20 protein-coding genes are annotated in these 23,651 nt (G+C 39.2%); 15 read left to right on the top strand and 5 right to left on the bottom strand.

All coding sequences use genetic code 11. The features are described 5' to 3' along the window. Nucleotides 1–261: 261 nt before the first annotated feature. Complete coding sequence (locus F903_RS15915; RefSeq protein ID WP_005198604.1) at nt 262–1,086, top strand: hypothetical protein; 825 nt, start codon at nt 262–264, stop codon at nt 1,084–1,086. A 14-nt stretch (nt 1,087–1,100) separates the two neighbouring features. Here the strand turns inward: F903_RS15915 and F903_RS15910 are convergent, their stop codons facing one another. Further along, nucleotides 1,101–1,451 (bottom strand): COG3415 family protein, encoded by a 351-nt coding sequence (locus F903_RS15910; RefSeq protein WP_005198602.1) that lies wholly within the window; start codon nt 1,449–1,451, stop codon nt 1,101–1,103. Nucleotides 1,452–1,894: 443 nt separating this feature from the next. Between F903_RS15910 and F903_RS15905 the strand changes: the two genes are divergently transcribed. The 10 genes from F903_RS15905 (at nt 1,895) to F903_RS15860 (ending at nt 15,926) form a co-directional block, all read left to right on the top strand. Then, on the top strand, nt 1,895–3,400 hold the full coding sequence (locus F903_RS15905) for a YadA-like family protein (protein ID WP_005198601.1): 1,506 nt from the start codon (nt 1,895–1,897) through the stop codon (nt 3,398–3,400). A gap of 56 nt (nt 3,401–3,456) precedes the next feature. Next, the gene (locus F903_RS15900) at nt 3,457–5,076 is read left to right on the top strand and encodes a YadA-like family protein (protein ID WP_005198599.1); all 1,620 of its coding nucleotides are present in this window, start codon (nt 3,457–3,459) and stop codon (nt 5,074–5,076) included. 280 nt (nt 5,077–5,356) lie between these two features. Then, nucleotides 5,357–6,220, top strand: a complete 864-nt coding sequence (locus tag F903_RS15895) for a hypothetical protein (protein ID WP_005198597.1) — start codon at nt 5,357–5,359, stop codon at nt 6,218–6,220. Nucleotides 6,221–6,502: 282 nt separating this feature from the next. Further along, nucleotides 6,503–8,092 carry a peptide chain release factor 3 gene (locus tag F903_RS15890; RefSeq protein ID WP_005198595.1) on the top strand — a complete coding sequence of 530 codons (1,590 nt, stop codon included), beginning with the start codon at nt 6,503–6,505 and terminating at the stop codon, nt 8,090–8,092. A 125-nt stretch (nt 8,093–8,217) separates the two neighbouring features. Next, on the top strand, nt 8,218–9,045 hold the full coding sequence (locus F903_RS15885; RefSeq protein ID WP_005198592.1) for a hypothetical protein: 828 nt from the start codon (nt 8,218–8,220) through the stop codon (nt 9,043–9,045). Between the two features lie 104 nt (nt 9,046–9,149). Beyond that, nucleotides 9,150–10,061 carry an RsiV family protein gene (locus F903_RS15880; RefSeq protein ID WP_005198591.1) on the top strand — a complete coding sequence of 304 codons (912 nt, stop codon included), beginning with the start codon at nt 9,150–9,152 and terminating at the stop codon, nt 10,059–10,061. Continuing rightward, nucleotides 10,061–10,873 (top strand): TatD family hydrolase, encoded by an 813-nt coding sequence (locus F903_RS15875; RefSeq protein WP_005198589.1) that lies wholly within the window; start codon nt 10,061–10,063, stop codon nt 10,871–10,873. The genes F903_RS15880 and F903_RS15875 overlap by 1 nt, the downstream gene beginning before the upstream one ends. 141 nt (nt 10,874–11,014) lie before the next feature. After that, nucleotides 11,015–13,771: an aconitate hydratase AcnA gene (acnA, locus tag F903_RS15870; protein ID WP_005198587.1), complete on the top strand. Its 2,757-nt coding sequence runs from the start codon at nt 11,015–11,017 to the stop codon at nt 13,769–13,771. 107 nt (nt 13,772–13,878) lie between these two features. Next, nucleotides 13,879–15,072, top strand: coding sequence for an MFS transporter (locus F903_RS15865; protein ID WP_005198585.1), 1,194 nt, complete (start codon nt 13,879–13,881; stop codon nt 15,070–15,072). A gap of 62 nt (nt 15,073–15,134) precedes the next feature. Next, nucleotides 15,135–15,926 carry a tRNA threonylcarbamoyladenosine dehydratase gene (locus F903_RS15860; protein ID WP_005198583.1) on the top strand — a complete coding sequence of 264 codons (792 nt, stop codon included), beginning with the start codon at nt 15,135–15,137 and terminating at the stop codon, nt 15,924–15,926. 21 nt (nt 15,927–15,947) lie between these two features. Here the strand turns inward: F903_RS15860 and F903_RS15855 are convergent, their stop codons facing one another. Together F903_RS15855 and dusA are read right to left on the bottom strand one after the other, a co-directional pair. Next, nucleotides 15,948–16,355, bottom strand: a complete 408-nt coding sequence (locus F903_RS15855) for a CHAP domain-containing protein (protein ID WP_416201918.1) — start codon at nt 16,353–16,355, stop codon at nt 15,948–15,950. A gap of 601 nt (nt 16,356–16,956) precedes the next feature. Then, nucleotides 16,957–17,973 (bottom strand): tRNA dihydrouridine(20/20a) synthase DusA, encoded by a 1,017-nt coding sequence (gene dusA / locus F903_RS15850; RefSeq protein WP_005198580.1) that lies wholly within the window; start codon nt 17,971–17,973, stop codon nt 16,957–16,959. A 134-nt stretch (nt 17,974–18,107) separates the two neighbouring features. On the opposite strand from dusA, the gene F903_RS15845 reads away from it, so the two are divergent. After that, entirely contained in the window at nt 18,108–19,244 is a 1,137-nt protein-coding gene (locus F903_RS15845) for a tyrosine-type recombinase/integrase (protein WP_005198579.1), read from the top strand. Here the strand turns inward: F903_RS15845 and F903_RS15840 are convergent. Then, on the bottom strand, nt 19,207–19,506 hold the full coding sequence (locus tag F903_RS15840; protein WP_005198577.1) for a pyocin activator PrtN family protein: 300 nt from the start codon (nt 19,504–19,506) through the stop codon (nt 19,207–19,209). The genes F903_RS15845 and F903_RS15840 overlap by 38 nt on opposite strands. Before the next feature lie 154 nt (nt 19,507–19,660). On the opposite strand from F903_RS15840, the gene F903_RS15835 reads away from it, so the two are divergent. Next, complete coding sequence (locus F903_RS15835) at nt 19,661–20,818, top strand: hypothetical protein (RefSeq protein WP_005198575.1); 1,158 nt, start codon at nt 19,661–19,663, stop codon at nt 20,816–20,818. 39 nt (nt 20,819–20,857) lie between these two features. Here F903_RS15835 and F903_RS15830 read toward each other — a convergent pair whose 3' ends face one another. Beyond that, entirely contained in the window at nt 20,858–21,793 is a 936-nt protein-coding gene (locus F903_RS15830) for a hypothetical protein (RefSeq protein ID WP_005198573.1), read from the bottom strand. Between the two features lie 565 nt (nt 21,794–22,358). On the opposite strand from F903_RS15830, the gene F903_RS15825 reads away from it, so the two are divergent. Beyond that, entirely contained in the window at nt 22,359–23,246 is an 888-nt protein-coding gene (locus tag F903_RS15825) for a YagK/YfjJ domain-containing protein (RefSeq protein WP_005198571.1), read from the top strand. Between the two features lie 121 nt (nt 23,247–23,367). Further along, the gene (locus tag F903_RS15820) at nt 23,368–23,634 is read left to right on the top strand and encodes a hypothetical protein (protein ID WP_005198569.1); all 267 of its coding nucleotides are present in this window, start codon (nt 23,368–23,370) and stop codon (nt 23,632–23,634) included. Nucleotides 23,635–23,651 lie beyond the last annotated feature (17 nt).

Genomic DNA, 23,651 nt, shown 5'->3' with positions numbered 1-23,651 from the left:
AGTTGGCATCTAAATAATATATAGGTCATTTAATGAGAGTCTAGATTTATAAAAACCTAATTCGGGTTTAATCTTAAAGCTCATTAAGTTTGTTATATTATTGAATTTTAAATGTTTTGTATTTATTTAATTTACTTTTGGGTAAATTCCCCTCTTTTTTTTGAAAAAAACACTACAATCATAATCCTAACAAGGGTCGAATTCAGTTAGAATAAAGAAGAGTCTATTTGCTATTGATGTTGGGTCAAATGTGGAGATTGCATGAGTAAAGACACCTCAGCTTTGGTTGTTTCTGAGGACACGATGTTGTCTCATGATACGGAAACGACTTTAGAGCATGTTGTCACTATTATGCCGCAGCTTATACATTGGTTGGTCAAATCAGGTATTGGTTATAACGAGTTTACAGTAGCATTAAAAGCATTATTTTATAACGAAGCGATAAAAGAATTAGATGCGATCAAGCAAAAGAAAACAGATTCTGCTATCAGTTTATTGTCAGGGCTAAATCGCCGTGATGTCAGAAGCTTTTGCCAAACTTATGGCGAATATTCACTTATAGATCAGTTCAATATACAGTTGCCAATCAGTGTTCCTGCACGTGTAGTGGGGATGTGGATTAACCAAAAATTGCCTCAGCAGATTCCTTTTCAAGGCGAAGAAAATAGTTTCGAAAGTTTGGTTAAACAGATTTCCTCAGAAAAACATCCAAAGTCTATTTTGTTAGAGCTAAAACGCTTAGGCATTGTGGCCGAGGAAAAAGATAATATCGTGTTGCAAAATTCGAGTTTTACGCCTGATCCGCAAGCGGATGAGAGTAAACAGCTCCTTACACAAAATATTTCTGATCATCTAGCAGCAGGTATCAGTAACTTGACTAAAAATACAAACTTTTTAGAGCAAGCAATTTTTGCAGATGAGTTGAGTCAAGACTCTGTAGATAAGCTTAACCAATTAAGCACTGATTTATGGAATTTGATGTCAAAAGCACTTGTATCGGCAGCAATCGATTATTGTAAGAGTGATGAAGCTGATACTGAGGCAAACAAGCGATTTAGACTTGGTGTATACCAATATAATGAGTAAATAATTAAACCTGATCACTTTTTCTGTTTTTTTACTTTTCCAATCTTTTCTAAACCCCTCCAAAGTATCGAATACGAAATTTTATAACCAAACTCTTGTTCAAAAGGATCAAGTAAGTCTTTGATTTTATTATAAGGTGTTGTCGTTACAAACGCTTCAAAACTTTTTAAGTCTTTGATTGTAAATGCTCTTCCATTGCAAATTGCAGGGAAGGGGTTTAGCTGTTGTGTTGTTTGCTCTAATAAAATCCAATTGTCTAAAGTAGATCTTGCAATATTGAACTGTTTGCAAACATTAGATTTATGTTTTGTCTGACGGTAAGCCGCCATCACTTTTTTTCGAAGATCTAACGAATATGCTCGCATAGAAGTTACTTGTTATTTCCTATCTTGATACTTATGACTTTGAAGAATCAAAAATAATTTAAATTCCTTTCAAACCATTGTTCGTTGAGGCTTTTTACTGCTGCATCCGAACTTTACTGCACTGAATGTATCATCAAAAACCAGTAATGTACATATTGCACATAATTAAAAATATTTTTTATGCGTTCCCTAATGGGTTTTATTTGTTAATTTCTATTTTAATCAATAATAATCAATTTCTTATATCGTTTATCCGTGATTTTTTTGAATGTTTATCAGACTATTGCACAGGGGGTTGCAATATGTTAGTTTTTTATTATGTGCATATTACACATTAAATATTGATTTTAATGATTCATTCCACAGAATGCTTAAAATCGAGGTTTAAAACTTTAAAAATCTATATTTATCAATACTAATTAGTCTTTATAAAGGGATGCGTAATGAAAAAAACTTTTCAATTATCGGTGATTGCCACTGCGTTGTTGACTGCAAATGCTTATGCTGCCGTAACAAATATTGGTGATGGTAATACTGCGAGTGGACCAGATACGACCGTTGTTGGTACTAATAACGCTGCTGCGAATACAACAGTAGTGGGTACAGACAACAAAGGAACAGGTACGGAAGGTTTCATCGGTGGTACAGGCAACACTGTGGATGGGAATGCTTCTGCAGTGGTCGGGAATAACAATACGACTCATGATCACAATGCCGTTGCTGTGGGGAGTAATAATGAGGTCACAGGTGCTGGTGGTACGGCTGTAGGTAATAATATTACGATTCATGATAGTCAATCTACAGCGGTTGGTGGAAATAGTGATGTGAAAGGCCAATATGCCAGTGCATTTGGTGACTCCGTTACGGTTGATGGTACAGGTGCAACGGCAGTTGGTTCTACATCAGAAGCAACTGGGGAGTATGCAACAAGCCTTGGTTATGGTGCGCAAGCAACAGCAGATAATGCCATTGCAACAGGTAGTAACGCTGTCGCAAGTGGCGTTAACTCAATAGCGATTGGTAGTGGTGCAGAAGCAAGTGTCGAAGGTGGGGTTGCAATCGGTGCTGGTGCCAAAGTAACAGGTGCCAACTCAGTTGCAATTGGGGCAAATACCGTTGCGGATGAAGATAACACCGTAGCGATGGGTGATCGTCGTGTAGTTTATGTTGCAGATGGTATTAACAATCATGATGCAGTAAATCTTGGACAGTTAAATGCAGCACTTGCTGATATTGATACATCAGCGAGTCAAGAAGATTTAGATGCGATTAACGATAAAATTGCTCAGGAAAAAGTAGAGCGCATCGCAGGTGATGCAGACTTACAAGCTAAAATAGATAATGAAGCTCAAATCCGTGCAGATGCAGATGCTGCTGAAACCGCTGCACGTACAGCAGCAATTAATAACGAAGCCCAAATCCGTGCGCAAGCAGACGTAGAAGAAAAAGCTGCACGTATTGCTGGTGATGAAGCAGAAACAGCAGCGCGTATCGCAGGCGATGAGGCGGAAAAAGCAGCACGTATTACGGCAATTAATACAGAAAAAGCTGCACGTATAGCAGGCGATGAAGCAGAAGCAGCAGCACGTACTGTGCAAGTTAATCGCTTAGATGGTCGTATTGATGCAGAAACTGCAACGCGTAAAGCAGAAGTAAAGCGCTTAGATGGTCGTGTTGATCAATTAAATCAACGTTTAGATCGTGTAGAAACCACTGCAAATCGTGGTATTGCCATTTCTTTAGCAGCTCAACAAGCTATTCCAAGCATTCAACCAGGACAAGTCGCAGTCTTTGGCGGCATGGGCTATTACGAAGGTGAAGCCGCAGGTGCGTTTGGTGTGGTGACATCATTCAGTGATCGTTTCTCTGGAAGTGGTGCGGTCGGTGTTGCTGAGGGCGGCAAGTTTGGCGGTCGTGCGGGCGTCGCTTATGTCATCGGAGGGAACTAAGTCGTACTTGGTTATTAACACTGGGTTTGATTTAGTCATAATAAAAGGATGATGTAATGAAAAAAACGTTTCAATTATCAATAATAACAGTTGCCTTGCTTGCAAGTCATGCTTATGCAGCACCTGTATGGGAAGGGCCAACAGGAACTGGTACAGGTTTTAGTAACTCGATGGGAGGGGAAACAAATTATGCTAATGTAGATCCTTCATCCAATGGTGTTTTGATTGGTCAACGTAATGATGTCGCTAATACCAGTGTCGGCATTGGCTATGATAGTCAAGCCAAAGGGGAAAATAGCTTTTCTGCTGGTTCACTCAATAACTGGGAAGGTACGACAGGTGGTGGAGATTCTGCAATTTCGATAGGTCGTTCCACTTATGCTAAAGGTGATCAGAGTATTGCACTTGGTGCCACAGTTACAGCCGGAGGTACAGATAGTGTAGCTGTTGGTAATAGCCAAACAGTTAACGGTGATAATGCAACGGCAGTTGGTCGTGGTAGTCTCGTTAATGGTAGCCAAGCTAGCTCTTTGGGACACGTTGCTTGGACGGGTGGCGATGGTGCAACGGCGATTGGTAGCGAAACATGGTCAAATGCAGAGAATGCAACGACCTTAGGTTATAACGCCGAAACAGGCAGTGAAGGTGCTTTAAATATTGGTCATAATGCGCATGGCGGTGGATTGAATGCAATTCATATTGGTCTCAGTACAACAGGTAGTGCAGAAAATACGATTGTAATCGGTTCGAATGATCCAACGAAGGCTGGACAACCATGGGCAGATGATAAAAACTCTGTCGCTATTGGTTATAATGCCGATACTCACAATGGCGGTGGCGGAAGTACTGAGGACACTGTAAGTTTTGGTGGTTTCTTTACTGGGGCTGTTCGTACAATCAGTCAAGTGGCTGATGGTATAAATGACCATGATGCGATCAATATCTCACAACTTAACGATGCGGTTGCGAGTTTAACCTCTGGAGCGGAACTGATTGCGCATGCGGATGATCAACTTGCCGTAGAAAAAAGTCAGCGTATTGCTGCCGATGCTGATCTGCAAGCTGCGATTGATAACGAAGCACAACTTCGTGCTGCTGCTGACGCGAATCAGACCGCAGCGCGTATATCCGTAATTGATAATGAAGCCCAAATCCGCGCCGCTGCTGATGCAGCGGAAAAAGCAGCACGTATCGCAGGCGATGAAGCTTTAGCTGAAGCTCGTATCTCAGGTGATGCAGCAGAAGCCGCGGCGCGTACAGCAGCGATTAATGCTGAAGCGCAGGCTCGTATTGCAGGTGATGCGGAACAAAGAGCAGAGCGCATCAAACAGGTAAATCGTTTAGATGGTCGTATTGATGCTGAAGCAGCAGAGCGTACAGCAGAAGTCAAGCGTTTAGATGGTCGTATTGATCATGCGAGCCGTCGTTTGAATGATATTGAGAAAAGTGCATATCGTGGTGTCGCTATTGCATTAGCTGCTCAACAAGCAGTTCCAAATATTCGTTCAGGTCAAGTGGCACTCTTTGCTGGCGTTGGTCATTTCGAGGGTGAATCTGCTGGTTCTGTTGGTGTTGTGACTTCGTTTATTGCCAATCGAGTTTCTTTGAGTGGTGCTGTTGGCTTCGCTGGTGGAAATGAAGTTGGAGGACGAGTTGGCTTGAGTTATTCATTCTAGGTTTATCATGATCTAAATGAAGATTAAAAATATGAGAATTTGAGTTTTACGGATTGGCTATATGTCTGCTCAAACTCTCTGATATTGAAGCTCCTCTTGGGTTGTCTTTTCCAGCATGAAGACAGCCTTTTTTTAGTGTGTATATTGAATTAATTTAGGGGCTGTTGATATATCTTAGTCATATGCTATACCTCGGTTTCTGATAAAATGTTGTTGGGGAAACAGATGATAGGACGTCATTTGCAATATATTTATAACAATGCTTATTGGGGCAATATGCATGACATCTATACATTCCAAACTTTGCTTGGTTTTAATAGGGACTTTTGTTTTTACTGGCTGTAAAGATGAAACTGGCAATTTCAATGTTGGGGTAAGCTTAGGCGGAACTGGGACAGGTGGATTATCTGTCGGTACCGAAAGCCCAGTTCCAAAACCTCAACCTGATGTCAAGCCTGATCGTATGGAAGAGGATGGGTTGCTATATGCGGTTGCTTATCCAAATCCGATCACTCAAAACTGTAATGGAATAGAACGTACCATTCAGTTTGTGCGTCATTATTCTCCTCATATTCCAATGGCAATGGGAGATCGAGTAGATCTGTTTGGTATGAAGGATTCGGCTCGGATACGTTTTAAGCTACAAGTCATCGTCAAAAATACGACCTCATTTCCAATGTATGAATATACGAATAGTTGTAAAGCGGCTTTCCAGCTTACAGGTACAAAAACGCCAAAAACAACAGAATCGGATTATTGTTTAAATGATGAAACAGTAAATGTTTATCAGCCGAATGAGTCGAGAACGTATTTCTATACCTTTAATTTGCCGAATATTTTACAAAATTGGAAGGCAAGTTATCACGCAGAATATTCAAAAAAATTCTACGCTGCGGATCAGGGTGCAGCTTATGATGATCAGAGTATAAATGAAAGGACTCAATGTGATCCTTTGAATACAATGTTATTAATTGATGAATATCCATCGACTAGAGATGGTGCACCTCCATCATCAAATACAGGAAATACCAATAATTCTGGTTCTGATAATAATCAACCTGCGAATCCTACTCCAATTTTTGGAGGATATGATTTGGATGAAGACGATGCTGAGCCGCCTATCTTCGGTGGCTTTGGTTTGTGAGATAACATTAAGACGGTTTGGTATTGAACGGTCATCACCGAGATGGCTTTTCAACCGTTGTTTACTAATGCGTTGATATATGTGTATTGATGATTAAATTCAATCATCAATACACATATATCTAAATCTAAAAACTGAGGAGCAATATCTAAGGTAAAGAAAGCCTAGATAAATAAACTTTGAAATCTGCTACAATTGCGCCAATTTTGAATTCTCACTTTTTCAGTTAGTACATATTAAAAAGATGTGTACATAACTGTGTGCATATTGAAGATTTTTCTCATGTTTAAAGATGAATTAGCGGCACAAGTTGCCCAACGTCGCACCTTTGCGATTATTTCCCACCCCGATGCGGGTAAAACCACCATGACAGAAAAATTACTGTTATGGGGTAAAGCGATTCAAGTTGCAGGTATGGTGAAAAGCCGTAAATCTGACCGTGCAGCAACATCGGACTGGATGGAAATGGAAAAAGAACGTGGTATCTCGATTACCACCTCTGTGATGCAATTCCCTTATAAAAAGCACACCATTAACCTTCTCGATACACCGGGACACGAAGATTTCTCCGAAGATACCTATCGTACTTTGACCGCCGTTGACTCTGCGTTGATGGTGATCGATGGTGCAAAAGGGGTCGAAGAACGTACCATTAAATTGATGGAAGTGTGTCGTATGCGTGATACACCGATCATCTCCTTCGTAAACAAAATGGACCGTGAAATTCGAGAGCCTTTAGAGTTGCTCGATGAAATTGAAAACGTCCTAAAAATTCGCTGTGTACCGATTACATGGCCTTTGGGTATGGGGCGTGATTTTGCGGGCGTATATAATCTGCTCGAAAATAAATTGTATGTGTATAAAGCAGGTTTTGGCTCAACCATTACTGATATCGAAGTGCGTGATGGTTATGACTATCCTGATATTCGTGAAAAAGTCGGCGATTTAGCTTGGGCATCTTTTGAAGAGTCACTTGAACTGGTACAGATGGCAAATGAGCCTTTAGACCGAGAGTTATTCTTACAAGGAAAACAAACCCCGGTTTTGTTTGGTACAGCATTGGGTAACTTCGCAGTTGACCATGTCCTTGATGCTTTTATCAATTGGGCGCCTGAACCGAAGGCACATCCTGCGCAAGAACGTGTTGTGGATGCCAATGAAGCTGGCTTTACGGGTTTTGTCTTCAAAATCCAAGCCAACATGGATCCGAAGCATCGTGACCGTATTGCCTTTATGCGTATCTGCTCAGGGAAATATGAAAAAGGTTTGAAAATGAATCATGTGCGTATCGGCAAAGACGTGCGTATTAGTGATGCTTTGACTTTCCTTGCTGGTGAGCGTGAACAACTAGAAGAAGCTTGGCCGGGTGACATTATTGGTTTACACAACCATGGTACGATTCAGATCGGGGATACTTTTACCAGCGGTGAGAACCTTCATTTCACAGGTATTCCTCACTTTGCACCTGAAATGTTCCGCCGTGTCCGTTTGCGTGATCCATTAAAGTCGAAGCAATTGCAAAAAGGCTTGAAAGAGTTGTCTGAAGAAGGCGCAACGCAGGTGTTTATGCCGCAAATTAGTAACGATCTGATTGTTGGTGCAGTGGGTGTGTTACAGTTTGATGTGGTTGCTTACCGTCTGAAAGAAGAATATAAAGTAGACTGTATCTATGAGCCAGTGAGTGTTCACACTGTGCGTTGGGTGCATTGTGATGATGAAAAAATCTTCAATGAGTTTAAGAAAAAGGCGCATGATCAGCTGTCAGTAGATGGTGGTGGTCACCTCACTTATCTTGCGCCAAGCCGTGTCAATTTGCAGTTGATGCAAGAGCGTTGGCCTGATATTCAATTTAGCAGTACGCGAGAACATTAGAATCTCCCTAAATCCCTCTTTAGAAAAGAGGGACTTTGTCACGAGTCCTATTGGTATCTAAATTCGTGATATACCTCCCTTTTAAAAGGGAGGTTAGGAGGGATTTAAAAATAAAGGATAATGATATGAACGCTTTAAAACCAATTTTCAGCATAACGTTAATGATTGGAATGATGGCTTTAACAGCATGTGATTCTCCTAAAAAAAATGAATCTGATTCAGCAGAAACAATTGAGTCGAAAACAGCAAAGACTGAAAAAGCAGAGATCCTTCCTTATTTAAATATCCAAGAAAGCAAAGCAAAATATGCATTGCCTTTTTGCGAAAAGAAAAACTGTATTGATGTTGATATTCAAACCATTAAAACCCAAGATGAATGGTTGAATACTTGGATTGAGAGAAATCAAGCCATGGTCATTCAACAGCAAATAGAACTCAAACAAAGTATGACCCTACAACAAGCCATAAATGCTTATGTTAAAAAGTCTGATGAATGGCAAGATAAATATTCGGAAAATAAAGCCTATGCATTGCACCTGAATACTAGAATGGCGTCACAACGTAATCAGTATGTCTTGTTACAAGTGGGTGTTGATACCAAACAAGAAGATATTGAAGTAAAAGATCGTTATTATTTCTTTGTCGCGGATCGTAAGCTACAAAAGCATTTAACAGTGTTAGATGTCATTCAAAAAAAGCAGCAAAGTGCCATGCATGATGTGATTCAACTCCATTATCAGAAATGGATTGAGCAGCAGTCGATAGAGGTGAAAAAACAAGTACCAAAGACCTTATACTGGGGTCAAGCGGATTGGTTCTTTGATGGCGAGGGCATTGGATTGCATTATCGTGCCAATGAGATCAGTAAAGATGCGCCGCAACTGGCTATTTATTTCACAGCTGAGCAAACGAAACAGATGTTACAGCCCGATATTTATCAGCAAATGTTCTAACTTGACTAAGATATGTATAGAAATCGCATGTGTTTATGGTGGTTTCGAGCGAAGTCAGATAGCATTTTAAAAAGCTTGTATACGAATAATGGTGATAGGTTTAGATGAAAAATTTTTATAAATATAGTGTGCTTACTTGTGCAATTTTACTCGCAGCATGCCAACCGAAATCAGAGCCAAAAGAATCACAGGATCAGTCACAAGATCCAGCGATGATACAGCAGCAAACAGAATCTACATTGCGTGGAGAGAGTGTAAAAGTAGCACTGACTTTACCAGAGTGTAAGGGTAACACTTGCCCTGATTTTGTGGTTGAACGTTTGCAGAGTAACTTTGCATTTATTGATCAATTTCTGGATGAGCAAATCCTCGATCAACTCAGCAAAATGTTGGATGTAGTCGATGCAGATAAGGCCATATCGACGGTACAGGCCGCTGAGCAAAAGCCGAATTTAGATACACAAGTTCAGCACTACGCGAATGCTTTTATTAAAATTGATGAAGAATTAAAAGCACTGAGTATCAGTCATCAAATTAGTTTGTTGGTTAAACCTAAGATATTACAAACAGAAGGCTCTTTGGCTACGGTGGTACTCAATAGTAGTAGTTATATGGGCGGAGCGCATGGCGCAACTTCACAACGTTATTATAATTTCGATTTGGTCAATCAAAAGCAAATTAATCTCAATGATTTGTTGTTAGCAAAACAGCAAGCAGCTTTGAAAAAGTTGGCGCATGATGCATTTAAGGCATGGATTGTAGATTCTAAATTAGCCAATAATCCTGAAGAATATGAGCAAGCTTGGCCATTTGAAATGACTGATAATTTTTTGTTAGGCGAAAACGGTTTAATTCTCCAATACGGTGAATATGAAATCGGTCCTTATGTGGTGGGTTTACCTCGCTTGGTAATTCCATTTGATCAATTGAAAGGAGTTTTAAAGCCTGAATATTTGCCTAAAGTAGATGCACCAGCAGCTTCGACCGTTGTTGCAGATACCAAAAGCAAGACCTAATGCAACTGTTTGATACCCACACCCATTTTGATGTTGCCGATTTTGATCATGATCGGCAACAACTGGCGCGACAAGCCAAAAAAGCGGGTGTGGAGGATTTGGTTCTGATCGGGTTTGTTGCATCCCGTTTTGATGAATTAATGGCCACACATCAACAATTACAACAGTGGCAAGACGTACCTCGATCTCATTTAGCTCCCGGTCTGCATCCTTTTTATATCGAGCAACATCAGTCAGAGCATTTACATCATTTGGAACAGATTTTACAGCAACATCATTGTGTTGCTGTAGGTGAGATTGGTTTAGATACTTTTTTAAAGCAACACAAACAGCCTGAATTATTTGCCAAGCAACAGTATTATTTTAACGCGCAGCTTGAGCTGGCAGCCCAATATAACAAGCCTGTGTTACTCCATGTTCGCAAAGCCCATGCAGAAACCCTTGCGATATTAAAAGCGCAAAAATTCAAATGGGGTGGAATTGCACATGCCTTTAGTGGTGGTGTTGAAGAAGCGAAGGCATTGGTAAAACTTGGCTTTAAAATTGGTGTAACTGGGCAAATCACCAATCCAAATGCCAAGAAGTTACATCAAGTGGTACATGCGATTGGTATAGAAAACTTGGTGATTGAAACAGACTGTCCTGATATGACGCCGTTGTGTTGTCAGACATCAACCGAACATAGAACCCGTAATACACCTGTGAATTTGCCTTATGTCTTAGAAGGCTTGGCTCAAACACTGCAGTTGCCTAAAGCACAGCTTGCTGCACAACTCTGGCACAACTCATTTGAGGCACTACATCTCAACTAATACCTGTCCACAATAGAATAATAATCATGTAATTTTAAATAAGATAACTAAAAGGGAACACAGCATTTCCTAAACTGGCTTACATTAAATAAAGAACTTCATAATAAACGAATGAAATCGCCAAACTGGGAGGATCATCCTATGGCCAGATATAGCAAAATCAATAGTTTTAATGCATTACAAACGCTTGATGTCGGTTCAAAAAAATATCAAATTTTTAACTTGAAACGAGCCGCGCAGACACTTGGTAATATTGACCATCTACCTAAATCTTTAAAAGTTTTATTAGAGAATCTCCTTCGATTTGAAGACCAAGAAAGTGTAAAAGTTGAACATATCCAAGCCTTAGTCGATTGGCAAAAAACACGCAGCTCCGATCAAGAAATTCAATACCGACCCGCGCGAGTATTGATGCAAGATTTTACTGGTGTACCTGCGGTAGTCGATTTAGCCGCCATGCGTGCAGCAATGGCCAAAGCAGGCGGTGATCCGAATCGAATCAATCCATTGTCACCTGTTGATTTGGTGATTGATCACTCGGTCATGGTCGATCATTTTGCCAATCAAAATGCATTTGCCGTAAATGTGAGAATTGAAATGGAGCGCAATGGCGAGCGTTATCAGTTCTTACGTTGGGGGCAGTCAGCATTTAATAACTTCAGTGTGGTGCCACCGGGTACAGGTATTTGTCACCAAGTCAATTTAGAATATTTGGCTCAAGCCGTTTGGCTCAACGAAGAAGACGGGCAAACCTTTGCTTTTCCAGATACCTTAGTCGGAACAGATTCGCATACCACCATGATTAATGGACTTGGCGTATTGGGTTGGGGGGGAGGCGGGATCGAAGCAGAAGCGGCGATGCTCGGACAACCTGTTTCGATGTTAATTCCTGAAGTAATCGGTTTTAAATTGACTGGTAAGCTCAATGAAGGCATTACCGCAACTGACTTGGTTTTAACCATTACCCAAATGCTCCGTCAGAAAGGCGTGGTTGGTAAATTTGTTGAATTTTATGGGGATGGTTTGGCGGACTTGCCACTCGCTGACCGTGCTACGATTGCCAATATGGCACCTGAATATGGTGCAACCTGTGGTTTCTTCCCTATTGATGAAGTCACACTGGCGTATTTGGTACTGACTGGTCGCCAACAAGAACGCATCGATTTGGTGGAGGCATATAGTAAAGCACAAGGCTTATGGCGAAATGCGGGAGATGAGCCAGTCTTTACCGATACATTGAGTCTTGATATGAGTACGGTGCAAGCAAGTATGGCTGGCCCTAAGCGCCCACAAGATCGTGTATTACTGGCAGATGTACCCAAAACCTTTAATGCGCTCATGGAGCTGACATTAAAACCAATTGCAGAGATGAAAGAGCGATTGGAAAATGAAGGTGGTGGCGGTACAGCGGTTGCTGCTCACCAAGCCAATCTTCCACATGATAGCCCATCTTGTACCCTTGATGGGCAAATCTATCCTTTAAACCATGGTGATGTGGTGATATCAGCAATCACTTCATGTACCAACACCTCGAACCCAAGTGTCATGTTGGCCGCAGGTTTATTGGCGAAAAAGGCGATTGAACAAGGCCTGCAACGCAAACCTTGGGTAAAAAGCTCACTCGCACCCGGTTCCAAAGTCGTAACAGATTATTTGGCTGCCGCAGGATTGACACCATACCTCGATCAATTGGGTTATAACCTTGTGGGTTATGGTTGTACCACATGTATCGGGAATTCTGGACCTTTGCCTGATCCTGTTGAAGAAGCGATTCAATGTCATGATTTAAATGTAGCATCTGTGCTTTCAGGCAATCGTAACTTTGAAGGCCGTGTACATCCATTGGTGAAAACCAACTGGTTGGCTTCACCGCCACTGGTGGTTGCGTATGGCTTGCTTGGCAATATCCGTACCGATTTAACCACACAGCCGATTGGTATCGGAAAAGAGGGACAAGAGGTTTATCTGAAAGACATTTGGCCAAGTCAGGCTGAAATTGATCAAGCACTGAAACAAGTCACCACCGCCATGTTCCATAAAGAATATGCCGCAGTATTTGATGGTGATGAGACGTGGCAAGCGATTCAAATCCCGCAAAGCCAAACTTATGCATGGCAGGACAATTCGACTTATATTCGCCATCCGCCTTTCTTTGAGGGAATTGAGCAACCGCCCAAAGCAATCACCAATATTGAACAGGCACGTATCTTGGCTGTGCTTGGCGACTCAGTAACGACTGACCATATTTCTCCAGCGGGGAATATCAAGAAAGATAGTCCAGCAGGGCGTTATTTACAGGAACAAGGCGTAGACCCGAATGACTTTAACTCCTATGGTTCGCGTCGTGGTAATCATGAAGTGATGATGCGAGGAACATTTGCCAACATTCGAATTAAGAATGAAATGTTAGGTGGCGAAGAGGGAGGCAATACCATTCATATTCCAACCAGTGAAAAGCTATCGATTTATGATACTTCTATGCGTTATCAACAGGAACAAACACCGCTGATTATTATTGCAGGTAAAGAATATGGTACAGGCTCATCGCGAGACTGGGCTGCGAAAGGTACCAATTTACTGGGCATTAAAGCAGTGATTGCAGAAAGCTTTGAGCGAATTCATCGTTCAAACCTTGTTGGCATGGGCGTATTACCACTTCAATTTATTGATGAGCAAACACGTCAGTCTTTAAACCTAACAGGTCGAGAGGTTCTTTCAATTCATGGCTTATCTGATGAGATTCAACCGCATCAGGCTTTAGATGTGAATGTGATTCGAGAAGATGGCAGCCAAGCGCAATTTAAGGTGTTATGCCGAATCGATACCTTAAATGAGGTCGAATACTTTAAAGCAGGTGGGATTTTGCATTATGTACTGCGGAATTTAATCGCTGCATAGCACCAAAAAAGTTATTGTAAAAAGATGAAAGCGAGTCTTTCATCTTTTTTTTTGTTTGAATTTTACCGTTTCGGCGTTAAGGTGATAGCCATTAATCTGTGAGGGTGATGGCTTTGAATCAGTTGCCGAGATATGTTTATTATTTATTGGTTGCACAAGCATTTAATTTAATTGCAGCAGTATTATCGGTAACAGTTTCAGCGATTGTTGGCTTAAAACTTGCGCCCACTCAAGCTTTGGCGACAGTACCCTATGGTTTGCAATTTTTGGCTATGTTGCTGACGACTTTTATCTTCTCATTTTTAATGAAAAAGTTGGGTCGACATCTGGTGTTTCAGTTTGGATGCTTTTGTCTTTTTTTAGCGGGTGTGTTTGGCTATCTCGCCCTACAAAGTGAACAGTTTTATTTATTGTGCCTTAGTCATTTTTCACTGGGCTTATTTATTTCTACTGCGAACTTTTACCGTTTTGCTGCCTCTGATCGTCTAGCTTCTGATTTAATCCCGAAAGCCACAGCGATGGTGATTTCTGGCGGTGTCGTCGCAGCGATTATTGCACCTGTTTTGGCGATTCAATTTCAACAGGTGCAAGGCTTACCTGATTTCACTGTGATTTATTTAATTTTCAGTGTGTTGGCATTATTGTTGTCGCCAATTTTGTATGTTTGGAATCAGAAGTTTAAATTACAGCAAGTACAACAAGTCGTGACTGAGTCGCTACAGCGAGCTAAATTGCCTGTCAATTTTATTGTGGTGGCAGTGATTAGTGGGGCATTTGCATACTATATTATGAATGTCATGATGATTATGTCTTCCTTACATTTGAAAGAACATCATTCATTTCACTATGCTTCTGTCTCGATTCAGTTACATGTCTTGGCCATGTTTATTCCTTCATTCTTTGTATCTAAGCTGATTCAACGCTGGGGAACACATCGCACGATTTATATCGGATTTGTTTTACTGATGTTGTCCTCTTTGATTCCAATATTTGGCCAAGAGGGAATTTATATTAATGTCGCTCTGATTGTGCTTGGTGTAGGCTGGAACTTTGCTTATTCAGGTGCATCTACGCTATTGGCAGGGCTAAACGAACAGCAAAAGCATCGTGTACAAGGTATTAATGAAACCATAATTGCCTTATTCGCGACACTTGGTGCTTTCTTGCCTGCACCGATTTTGACGAAGGTTGGCTGGATGAATGCTAATCTGCTGGCTTTATCAATCAGTGTTCTTATTTTGGTAATATTGATTATTTTAAGTGGACGTCATCGATTTGCAATCAAAGTCTCATCTTCCTAACCAAAACCATATTAAACGAGTTAAAATAGTGCTTTGATTGAAAGATATAGATCGCCACTGTTATGACTGATGTGCCTGTAAATGATGAATATGACCGCCGTTTTGCTGGTGTGGCAAAGATTTATGGAGAAAGTTCATTTAGCCATTATGAAAACAGTCATGTGATGGTGATCGGAATTGGTGGCGTTGGGAGTTGGGCTGTAGAAGCGCTGGCCCGTACAGGGGTTGGTCAGCTAACGCTCGTCGATATGGATGTGATTGCCGCATCCAATATTAACCGTCAACTTCCTGCATTGACCTCAACGTTAGGACAAGAAAAAATCGAAGTGATGGCTGAGCGCTGTCGTCAGATCAATCCACGCATGATAGTCAATGTAATAGATGACTATTTAACACCTGAAAATGTCAAAGAGATTTTAAGTCCTGTTCCCGATATCATTTTAGACTGTATTGATGATGTCAAAGCCAAACTGGCGTTGATGCTGCACTGTCGCTTTAACAAGATCCCGTTAATTGTATCGGGTGGGGCAGGCGGTAAGCTTGATCCTTTAAAGATACGAGTCGCAGATTTATCAAAGACAGAACAAGATCCGATGTTGGCAAAGTTACGTGCACAACTTCGCGCTAAAGGTATCTGTAAAAAACCAAAAGAAAAGTTTGGGATCACTTGTGTGTATTCAATCGACAATCCATTTTCAAATGCAGAGGTTTGTTCGACCTCAGAAAGTACCACGTTTAATCCAGGCTCAGGCTTGCGCTGTGGTGGTTATGGGTCGGCAGTTGTGGTGACGTCGAGTTTTGCGATGGTTGCGGTGGCAGAAGTTTTGAAAAAGCTGGGTGCGAAGAAGGGCTGATCAAGTCGGCCCTTGCTGAGATTAGATGTAGTTTGAACCTAAACGGTAGTAACTATACGTCACATTTTTATCTTTATATATATCGTGACTGCGTTGTTTAAAGTCTGAAATCCATTGTGTGCCAGAGAAGCCAGCAATATGGCCATAACGATGTTTTTGTGTGCGGTGAATAATATAGATATCACCTTTCTGTGGGTTATCAAAAGCAGGGGTAATTTTTTTATAGCCAATTTCTTGTAAGGTTCTACCCCAGTCAGAAGCGGCTACAGGATGGTTGACGATTTTTGCACCCGCAGATTGTAAAGCGATTCTGACGAACTTGGCACATTGAGATGAACTACGATAAGACGCTCTGCGCGTTAACTTTTGTGCAAATGCCATAACATCGAGTGAAGGCTGTTTTGGTACATCTTTGGTCGTCACAATCATTTGATGAGGTGGGGTGTGAACCATACTGTGATCAACTGAGGGCGCATCATAAATCATCTTCAATCTCTATCGCATTTCTAAATAACCAGACTAATGCCAGACTCTTGGCGAAAGACATGGTAAGCGAAAAAGAGCAGAAAAGCCCCTTTGTAATGTAATAATGTATCATTTGTGATGGCTTGGGAATAACTTAGCTAAATCGTAGAACAATTTTTTTATTAATTATCATCAGTTTGGCGAGTGTTAACTTTAGATAAAATGATTTGTAAAATTATATTTCAAAATTGTGTATTAAATAAGCGTTTTTGTGCTAAAAAACAAAAAATCATCCATTTTATTTATTCTAAAGCTTTGTTTTATAATGGTATTGATTTTTATGTGTGAAATTTGAAGATTTTTATCATTCATTAGAAAATTTAACAAGTGATTCGCTTTTGTGAGTATTCACGATGAAGCTCTGGATTTTAAAGTACGAATTAGGCGTTATTCAGCTTTATATGAAGTTAGCTAAAATCGCTTAAGATCTTGTTATAAAGTAAATTTTGATGCGCAAGAGGATGAGCTTCACGCGATACCCTTGCGCATGCATGGAGAACAAGCTTTAGTGTTGCTGTTCTCGAATATAGTCTTCGGTGCGCTGCATTGCCACTTGGATGTTCTGAATCGCATTTTCAATATCCGTAATGGTTTTTGCGTTGCCACCACTCAGAGCTTGCCTCCATTTACGCGCACCCGGTAAGTTTTGAAATAAACCCAAAATGTGGCGTGTGATAATGGAGAGTGGGGCACCCTCAGCAACGCGTTGATGAATATACGGCATCATTTGCTGCATAATCTCAAAACGGTCTGGCGCTTGCAAATTCCAGAGCTGTCCCATTTCCGCGAGCAAATAAGGGTTGTGATAAGCCTCACGGCCAATCATCACACCATCGACATGTTGTAGGTGTTGTTGAGTTTCCTCAAGGGTTTTGATGCCACCATTAATTTCAATGGTGAGATGTGGACGTTCTTGTTTTAGGCGGTAGACATCTTCATAGCGTAAAGGGGGCACTTCACGGTTCTCTTTCGGCGATAAGCCCTGCAAGATTGCGATCCGCGCATGTACGATAAAGTGAGTACATCCTGTTGCTGCAACGGTATCAACAAAATGCAGCATTTCTTCATAAGAGTGCATGTCATCGATGCCGATACGATGTTTGACCGTCACAGGAATTGATACCGCTTTTTGCATGCTATGAATACAGTCAGCAACTAGGTTTGGCTCAGCCATTAAGCATGCGCCGATCTTATTGTTTTGAACTCGGTCGCTTGGGCAGCCGACATTTAAATTGACTTCATCATAACCCCAGTCTTCAGCCATTTTGGTACAAGTGGCTAATTCTTGTGGATTTGAACCACCGAGCTGCAACACGATCGGATGTTCTTGTTTGTTAAAATCTAAATGACGATTCGCTCCACCATAGATGATTGCACCTGTAGTGACCATCTCGGTATACAGCACCACATTTGGATTAAATAAACGCGCAAAGAAACGATAGTCCTTCGTTGTCCAATCCATCATCGGTGCTACGCTGATTCTTGGAATTTTATAATTTTCAACAGGGTTTGTTTTAAACATTTAAAAACAGCCATTTACGTCAAAGTTAATTCCAAATTATTTGCGACCATTAGCGCTTAATTTGAACCGTTTCGGATGGAATTTACGCCATTTTTACGCCATAATGGCGTAAATCTGTTTATGGCGTAAATTTTGTGGGTACTATAACACAACGAAAACTTAAGGACGGAACAATCCGTTATCGTGCGGAAATTAGAATTAATAGAAATGGATTCCCTCCGTTTAAAGAAAGCCAGACTTTTAGTACAAAAAGAGCAGCTACGATTTGGTTGGGCAAACGCGAAGCAGAGATAGAAGAAAACCCAGAAATTTTACGTGGTCTTGAAAGCTTATTGGATTTGACCCTAGATGATGCTATTAGCAAATATTTAGCAGAGGTAGGCGATCAATATGGACGAACTAAGACGTATTCGCTTAAGTTGCTTCAGAAGTTACCTATTGCCCAAAACATGATTACTGAAATAGGTTCATCACAAATTTCAAGCCATGTAGCCCTCCGTAAAAAGGGAATTAGCAAATTTAATTTACAACCAATAGCGACCAGCACATTACAACATGAGTTATTGCACATCCGAGGCGTATTAAGCCATGCATCAATTATGTGGAATTTGAAAGTAGATTTGCAGACATTTGACAAAACAACGGCTCAACTAAGAAAGACACGCCAAATATCATCGAGTAGAAAACGAGATCGCCTGCCAACTTTTGATGAGCTCGAAAGGCTCACAAAATATTTTGTTAAAAAATGGAATCACTCAAGTAGTAGCTACCCGATGCACTTAATCATGTGGTTCGCAGTATTCTCTTGCAGAAGAGAATCAGAAATTACAAGAATGCAGCTAACAGATTATGATGAAGTTAATAAATTATGGAAGATTAGAGATTTAAAAAACCCGAATGGATCTAAAGGTAATCATAAAGAGTTTAATGTTAATGATGATTGCCAACAATTTATTAAATTTTTGCTTGATGAGAAGATCCGTAATCGGATGTTAAAGCGTGGTTATTGTGAAAGTTTATTAGTACCATTGAATGCTAAAGCGATAGGTAGTGAGTTCAGAAATGCGTGTAAGCTATTAGAAATAGAAGACTTACACTTTCACGATTTACGACATGAGGGGTGTACACGTTTAGCGGAACTAGGTAAGACTATTCCACAAATACAACAAGTAAGCTTGCATGATTCGTGGAGTAGTCTCGAACGTTATGTTTCTGTAAAAGCCAGAAAAAACGTTATGCCAAGAAGCCAGATTTTGGAATTAATGGATTAATTTTTTTGAAGTCCTCATAATGTTTCTTGTAACTGTTATCTAATACAAATGCCAAGTCTAATAAATCGACAAGGTAATGCGACTTTTGGCTGTTATCAATTCTAAAGCAAATGAATGGAAATTCCATTTTTCGTGCTTTCTCAAGTTGCTTGGCTTTACAGAGATGTGGGTAATATACAGCACAGACGTTTTCAAGCGTGGGTGTTGCTGTTCTGAACTGCATAAACAAAAAGTCAGCGATATTCAATTTTGCATCTTTCATGTTGTACTCCATTGTGTATGGTAATTAGTTAATTTTATCAAATGGATAGTGTTAGAAGTGTCGTAACACATTAGGCACTTGATCAGCACAATGGTAAAATCATGACTCAAATAATGCTATAATTTCTGAAATCGATTTTGAAAAAGTGTTGACAATGAGTGAAAAATATGAATTAAGAAATTGTGCTTTAAATATTTTAGACTATCTCTATTTCCATGAACTTGCATTTGGTTTGAGTGCTGAAAATACGAAAGATGTCATATATTTTGATCTCTCAAATAAGATTGAGAAAATCAACTTAAGTAGGGGTTATGAAAATAAAAAAGCAGATATATATAAGCATTACCTTTTATGTGGTGTGGAATTGTTTGCAGCATTACCAACTGTTTCAACGCCAGATATTGATTTTGTAACTGGAAATTTTGAATTATATGAATTTTCTAAAGATTTCTTTTTAGATGATGTTATGTCATTAGTAATAAAGTGCAATATTAAGAATATAGATAAATCAGTGATGCATAAGTTGGTTGGGCAAAACTTTTATTATGATTATGATAAACTTGTCACAATTGAGGTTCTTAAGTTATTCTTGGATAAGAAGTTTTTATCTATTAAAAAACATAGAGAAAGATTTGGTTTAATTGAGTATGCTAAATATTCTGATTTTTTTCTTAGAGTAATGTTGTTTATTGAATTTGAAATAGTGAAAAAACAAATTTACATTAGAAATAAAGGTGATCAGCTAAAGGATGAGATTAATGCTATATGGAATTGGGATAATGCTGATAACTTCATGTTGCTTCTAGGTGCGTTAAGCAAGAGTAATTCATTGATAGGTATTGATTTTAAATCAATAGGTGATGAATTTAATTCAATGGGTGATAAATATAATTCAATGGGTGAAGACTGCACTGGTGAAGATTTAAAAAAATATCTGATTGATATTTGTGATAGATTGGGTCATGTTAATTTGTTTTTTAATGATATAAGTAAATGTGTAGATACGTTGAATGGATTTTATTACTATTATGTTTATGACCGTTCAAAAAGAGATATTGATTATGACGACCTAGAGAGTATAAGAACAAAAGAAGATGTGGAAAATGAGTTTGTAGCTACGACAGAATCAATAATGGGCGTGTATAGTATCTCTAGTTCTACTAAGCCAACGGTTATTTCTTATTATGAACAAGTAAATAAGCATTATGAAATTGCACGAGGGTGGCTTGATGAGATTTATGGTAGGGAGGGTCACTTTATAGGTCAAGATCCCTCCTTCTATTATTATTTGTCAATGAAGAAGCTAGGTTAATCATAAATCTATATTTATAAATATCTAGCAATAAAATATTTAATATATTGCCTCTCCATGATGATCGGTACATTCATCCGCAAAACATTTATTAATTAAATGTTCAATCATCTTATCTTCAGACTTGTTGTACTTTTGGCAGAGCACGTTTAAGCAATCTAAGGTTTTATCTGTTAGATAGTAGTGATGTGTTTTGCCTTTATTTTTAGCACGATATTTTTTCTGATACCAAGCATTTGACAACTTATCTTTTAACGCTGTATAGGCGAGTTCGTTTCCGCAATACATTTTATCAAATGCTGAATTTACTACAATACTGTAGTCAGAGTCTTCGCAAATGATGATCGATGATTTGTTATACTCCCTAAAATTTCTCTTATCTTCATCCATGTATTTTTTTGCCCATTTGTAGAACTCCACATCATTATAATTTTTAAAGTGAGTGGGTTTTTCAGTTACAAGTTTCGCATAGTCTTTCTCAATACAATCAAGTTCATCATTATCACGGTAATATTCTTCGAACAAATAAATTGAATAAAGAAATTGAAAATACGGGTTTGTGATGGATTTAATTAATCTGTGAGTTTTTATTTCGCAGGTTTTTATACTATCGAGTGTGAAAATTAGAAAACGTTTGTCTGATTTGTATTGGTTAAAATCCCTTCCACGAATAATTAGTGAATCTTTATATTTCTTGATCATGTTAATAAGTTCAATTGCGCATTTTTCACTTACTTCTGAGATCTCAGTAATCAGTTCATTCTTTAATTCATTTAAGGATTTTGATGAGTTTAGTTTGTCGATGTTAATTTTGATTAGTTCGTAGTCATAATCGCTAAGACGATTTAAATATTCATTGAACATAATCCTGTCTTTATTAATTACATGTAATATCCAAACTATATCATCATTATGAAGATTTTTGATGAGTTTGATAAGTTCGTTACGATGTTCTGTTAGTTCAATGTGTTTCATTAGCCTTTCCTTGCAGTAAGATTTCCATAAACTTATTGCATCTTCGGCAAGGTTTCAAATGATTTTTTTGTCAGATTTCCTACGAATTTCGGTTATTTTTTTATAATGTTAGCATAATGAAGAAACCATGCTAGGTTAGTCGAGTACTGTGCCTATCCACCCACAAGTTGTGCACGGTACGCTACTGGTCAACGATGAGTTTTTCAGGAATTATAACTTTTTCATGGTTGTTGATGTGATTGGAATTTTTATCTATTTGCATGAATTAATCAATCATTTCTATCGGATAACTTTACTTTTTTTCATTTGTTTTTTTGTGGTTTGGATAATTGCTTATATTGCTTAACTCTTTATTGTATTATGGGTTGAGCGGGTTTAATCATCTAATTGTTTTAAGTTGCTAGTTTGTGTAATGACTTTGTTTATAAATATATATCTATGCTAACTTTTCATTGCGGTTGTTTTGTCTATTAATTATTAATAATTAACTTATAAATTTAAAATTTAATTATAAATAATTACATATTTGCCATTTCATATAGTTTATCGCTATAGGCAATTGCACATGTATAATCCAAGAATTGATGAGTCATTTAATACAATTAACGAAGCTGTCTTAACCATCGAAATTGAAGAATTCATTCAAAGCTCTTTACTAGCAACTCGACAACCACGATCTTTCTATGAAAGCTTCAGTGAGCTACTACTCGAATTTAATCAAATATATAATCCTGACTACAGCTACTCAAGTTTAATTCAATTATTCTGTACGCTTGTGTATGACTATCAGTTTGATTTAGATTCCCCTCTAACCTTATGTACTCGCTTAAAACAAAATTCATTTCACGAGTGGCAACAGTATTTTCTGCAAACGCAAAAAAGCTATAAGAATGAAATGAGTCAACATTGGTACAACGAAAGTATTAATGCAAAGAATTTGGATATGCGATTACTTGCTCTTAAAGATGCCTACGAAGCACTATTGGTGGTTCGTGTTGATTTATCCTATGCACAAAACAGAAATATTTTACAAGTAGAGCAGGACTTAGAGCGGCTTAGAAGCCGTATTAATCGTTCAGTTTATGGCGGTCAAGTACTACTTCTGGTCTGGGCTTTAGAGCAGGGGGCATCGGCGGGCTATCATTGCCATCTAGCATTGATCTTTGATGAACGGGCACGAATAGGAGCTTGGAGTATTGCAAAATCAATTGGTGAACTCTGGGCGGAGATAACGGATGGTAGAGGACGCTATTTCAATTGCCATGATCGGCAATATCTCAGTCGCTATGAAGCACGAGGCATAATTGCGGTAGGGGTTATTTTTTGTAAGGTGGATTATCAATTTGATCAGATGCGTTCCACGCTGGCTTATCTTGCTAGACCAAAAAAAGGGCAACAGTTAAGAGTAAAGAGTTCCAAGAAGAAGCGCAGCTTTGGTATGTCACAACGTTGATCCCAAAAAATCATAGATATATATCATTAACATGAAAATTGAATGTTTTCTTTTTTCCTTACATTCAAAAACTAAGGCTTATCGATTGATAAGCCTTTTTTCATTTAATGAGGTTTATCTTATGAACATTACATGCCCATATTGCTATTCAGCCGATGTTAGCCGTGCAACTGCACAGCCATCAGGCAATAACAGTTTTTCATCTATGGCAGGTGCAGGGTTTGGTGCAAGTCTTGCCAAGAGTTTCCCTACACCATTTTCTCCATTACTTGGTGGGCTTGCAGGGGCAGTGGTCGGTGGCTTGATTGATAGTCTGGTTCAACCCTCACAACCACAGCAGCCTACTGCTTATTTCCACTGCAACAATTGCCAGTGCAATTTTAACTAGGGGCAGGAGGAAGTTAT

The sequence above is a fragment of the Acinetobacter sp. NIPH 298 genome, from assembly GCF_000369505.1.
In the GTDB taxonomy this organism is placed as follows: Bacteria; Pseudomonadota; Gammaproteobacteria; order Pseudomonadales; family Moraxellaceae; genus Acinetobacter.
Note: the sequence above shows the minus strand (reverse complement) of the source record. Positions and strands in the feature narration are given on the sequence as shown.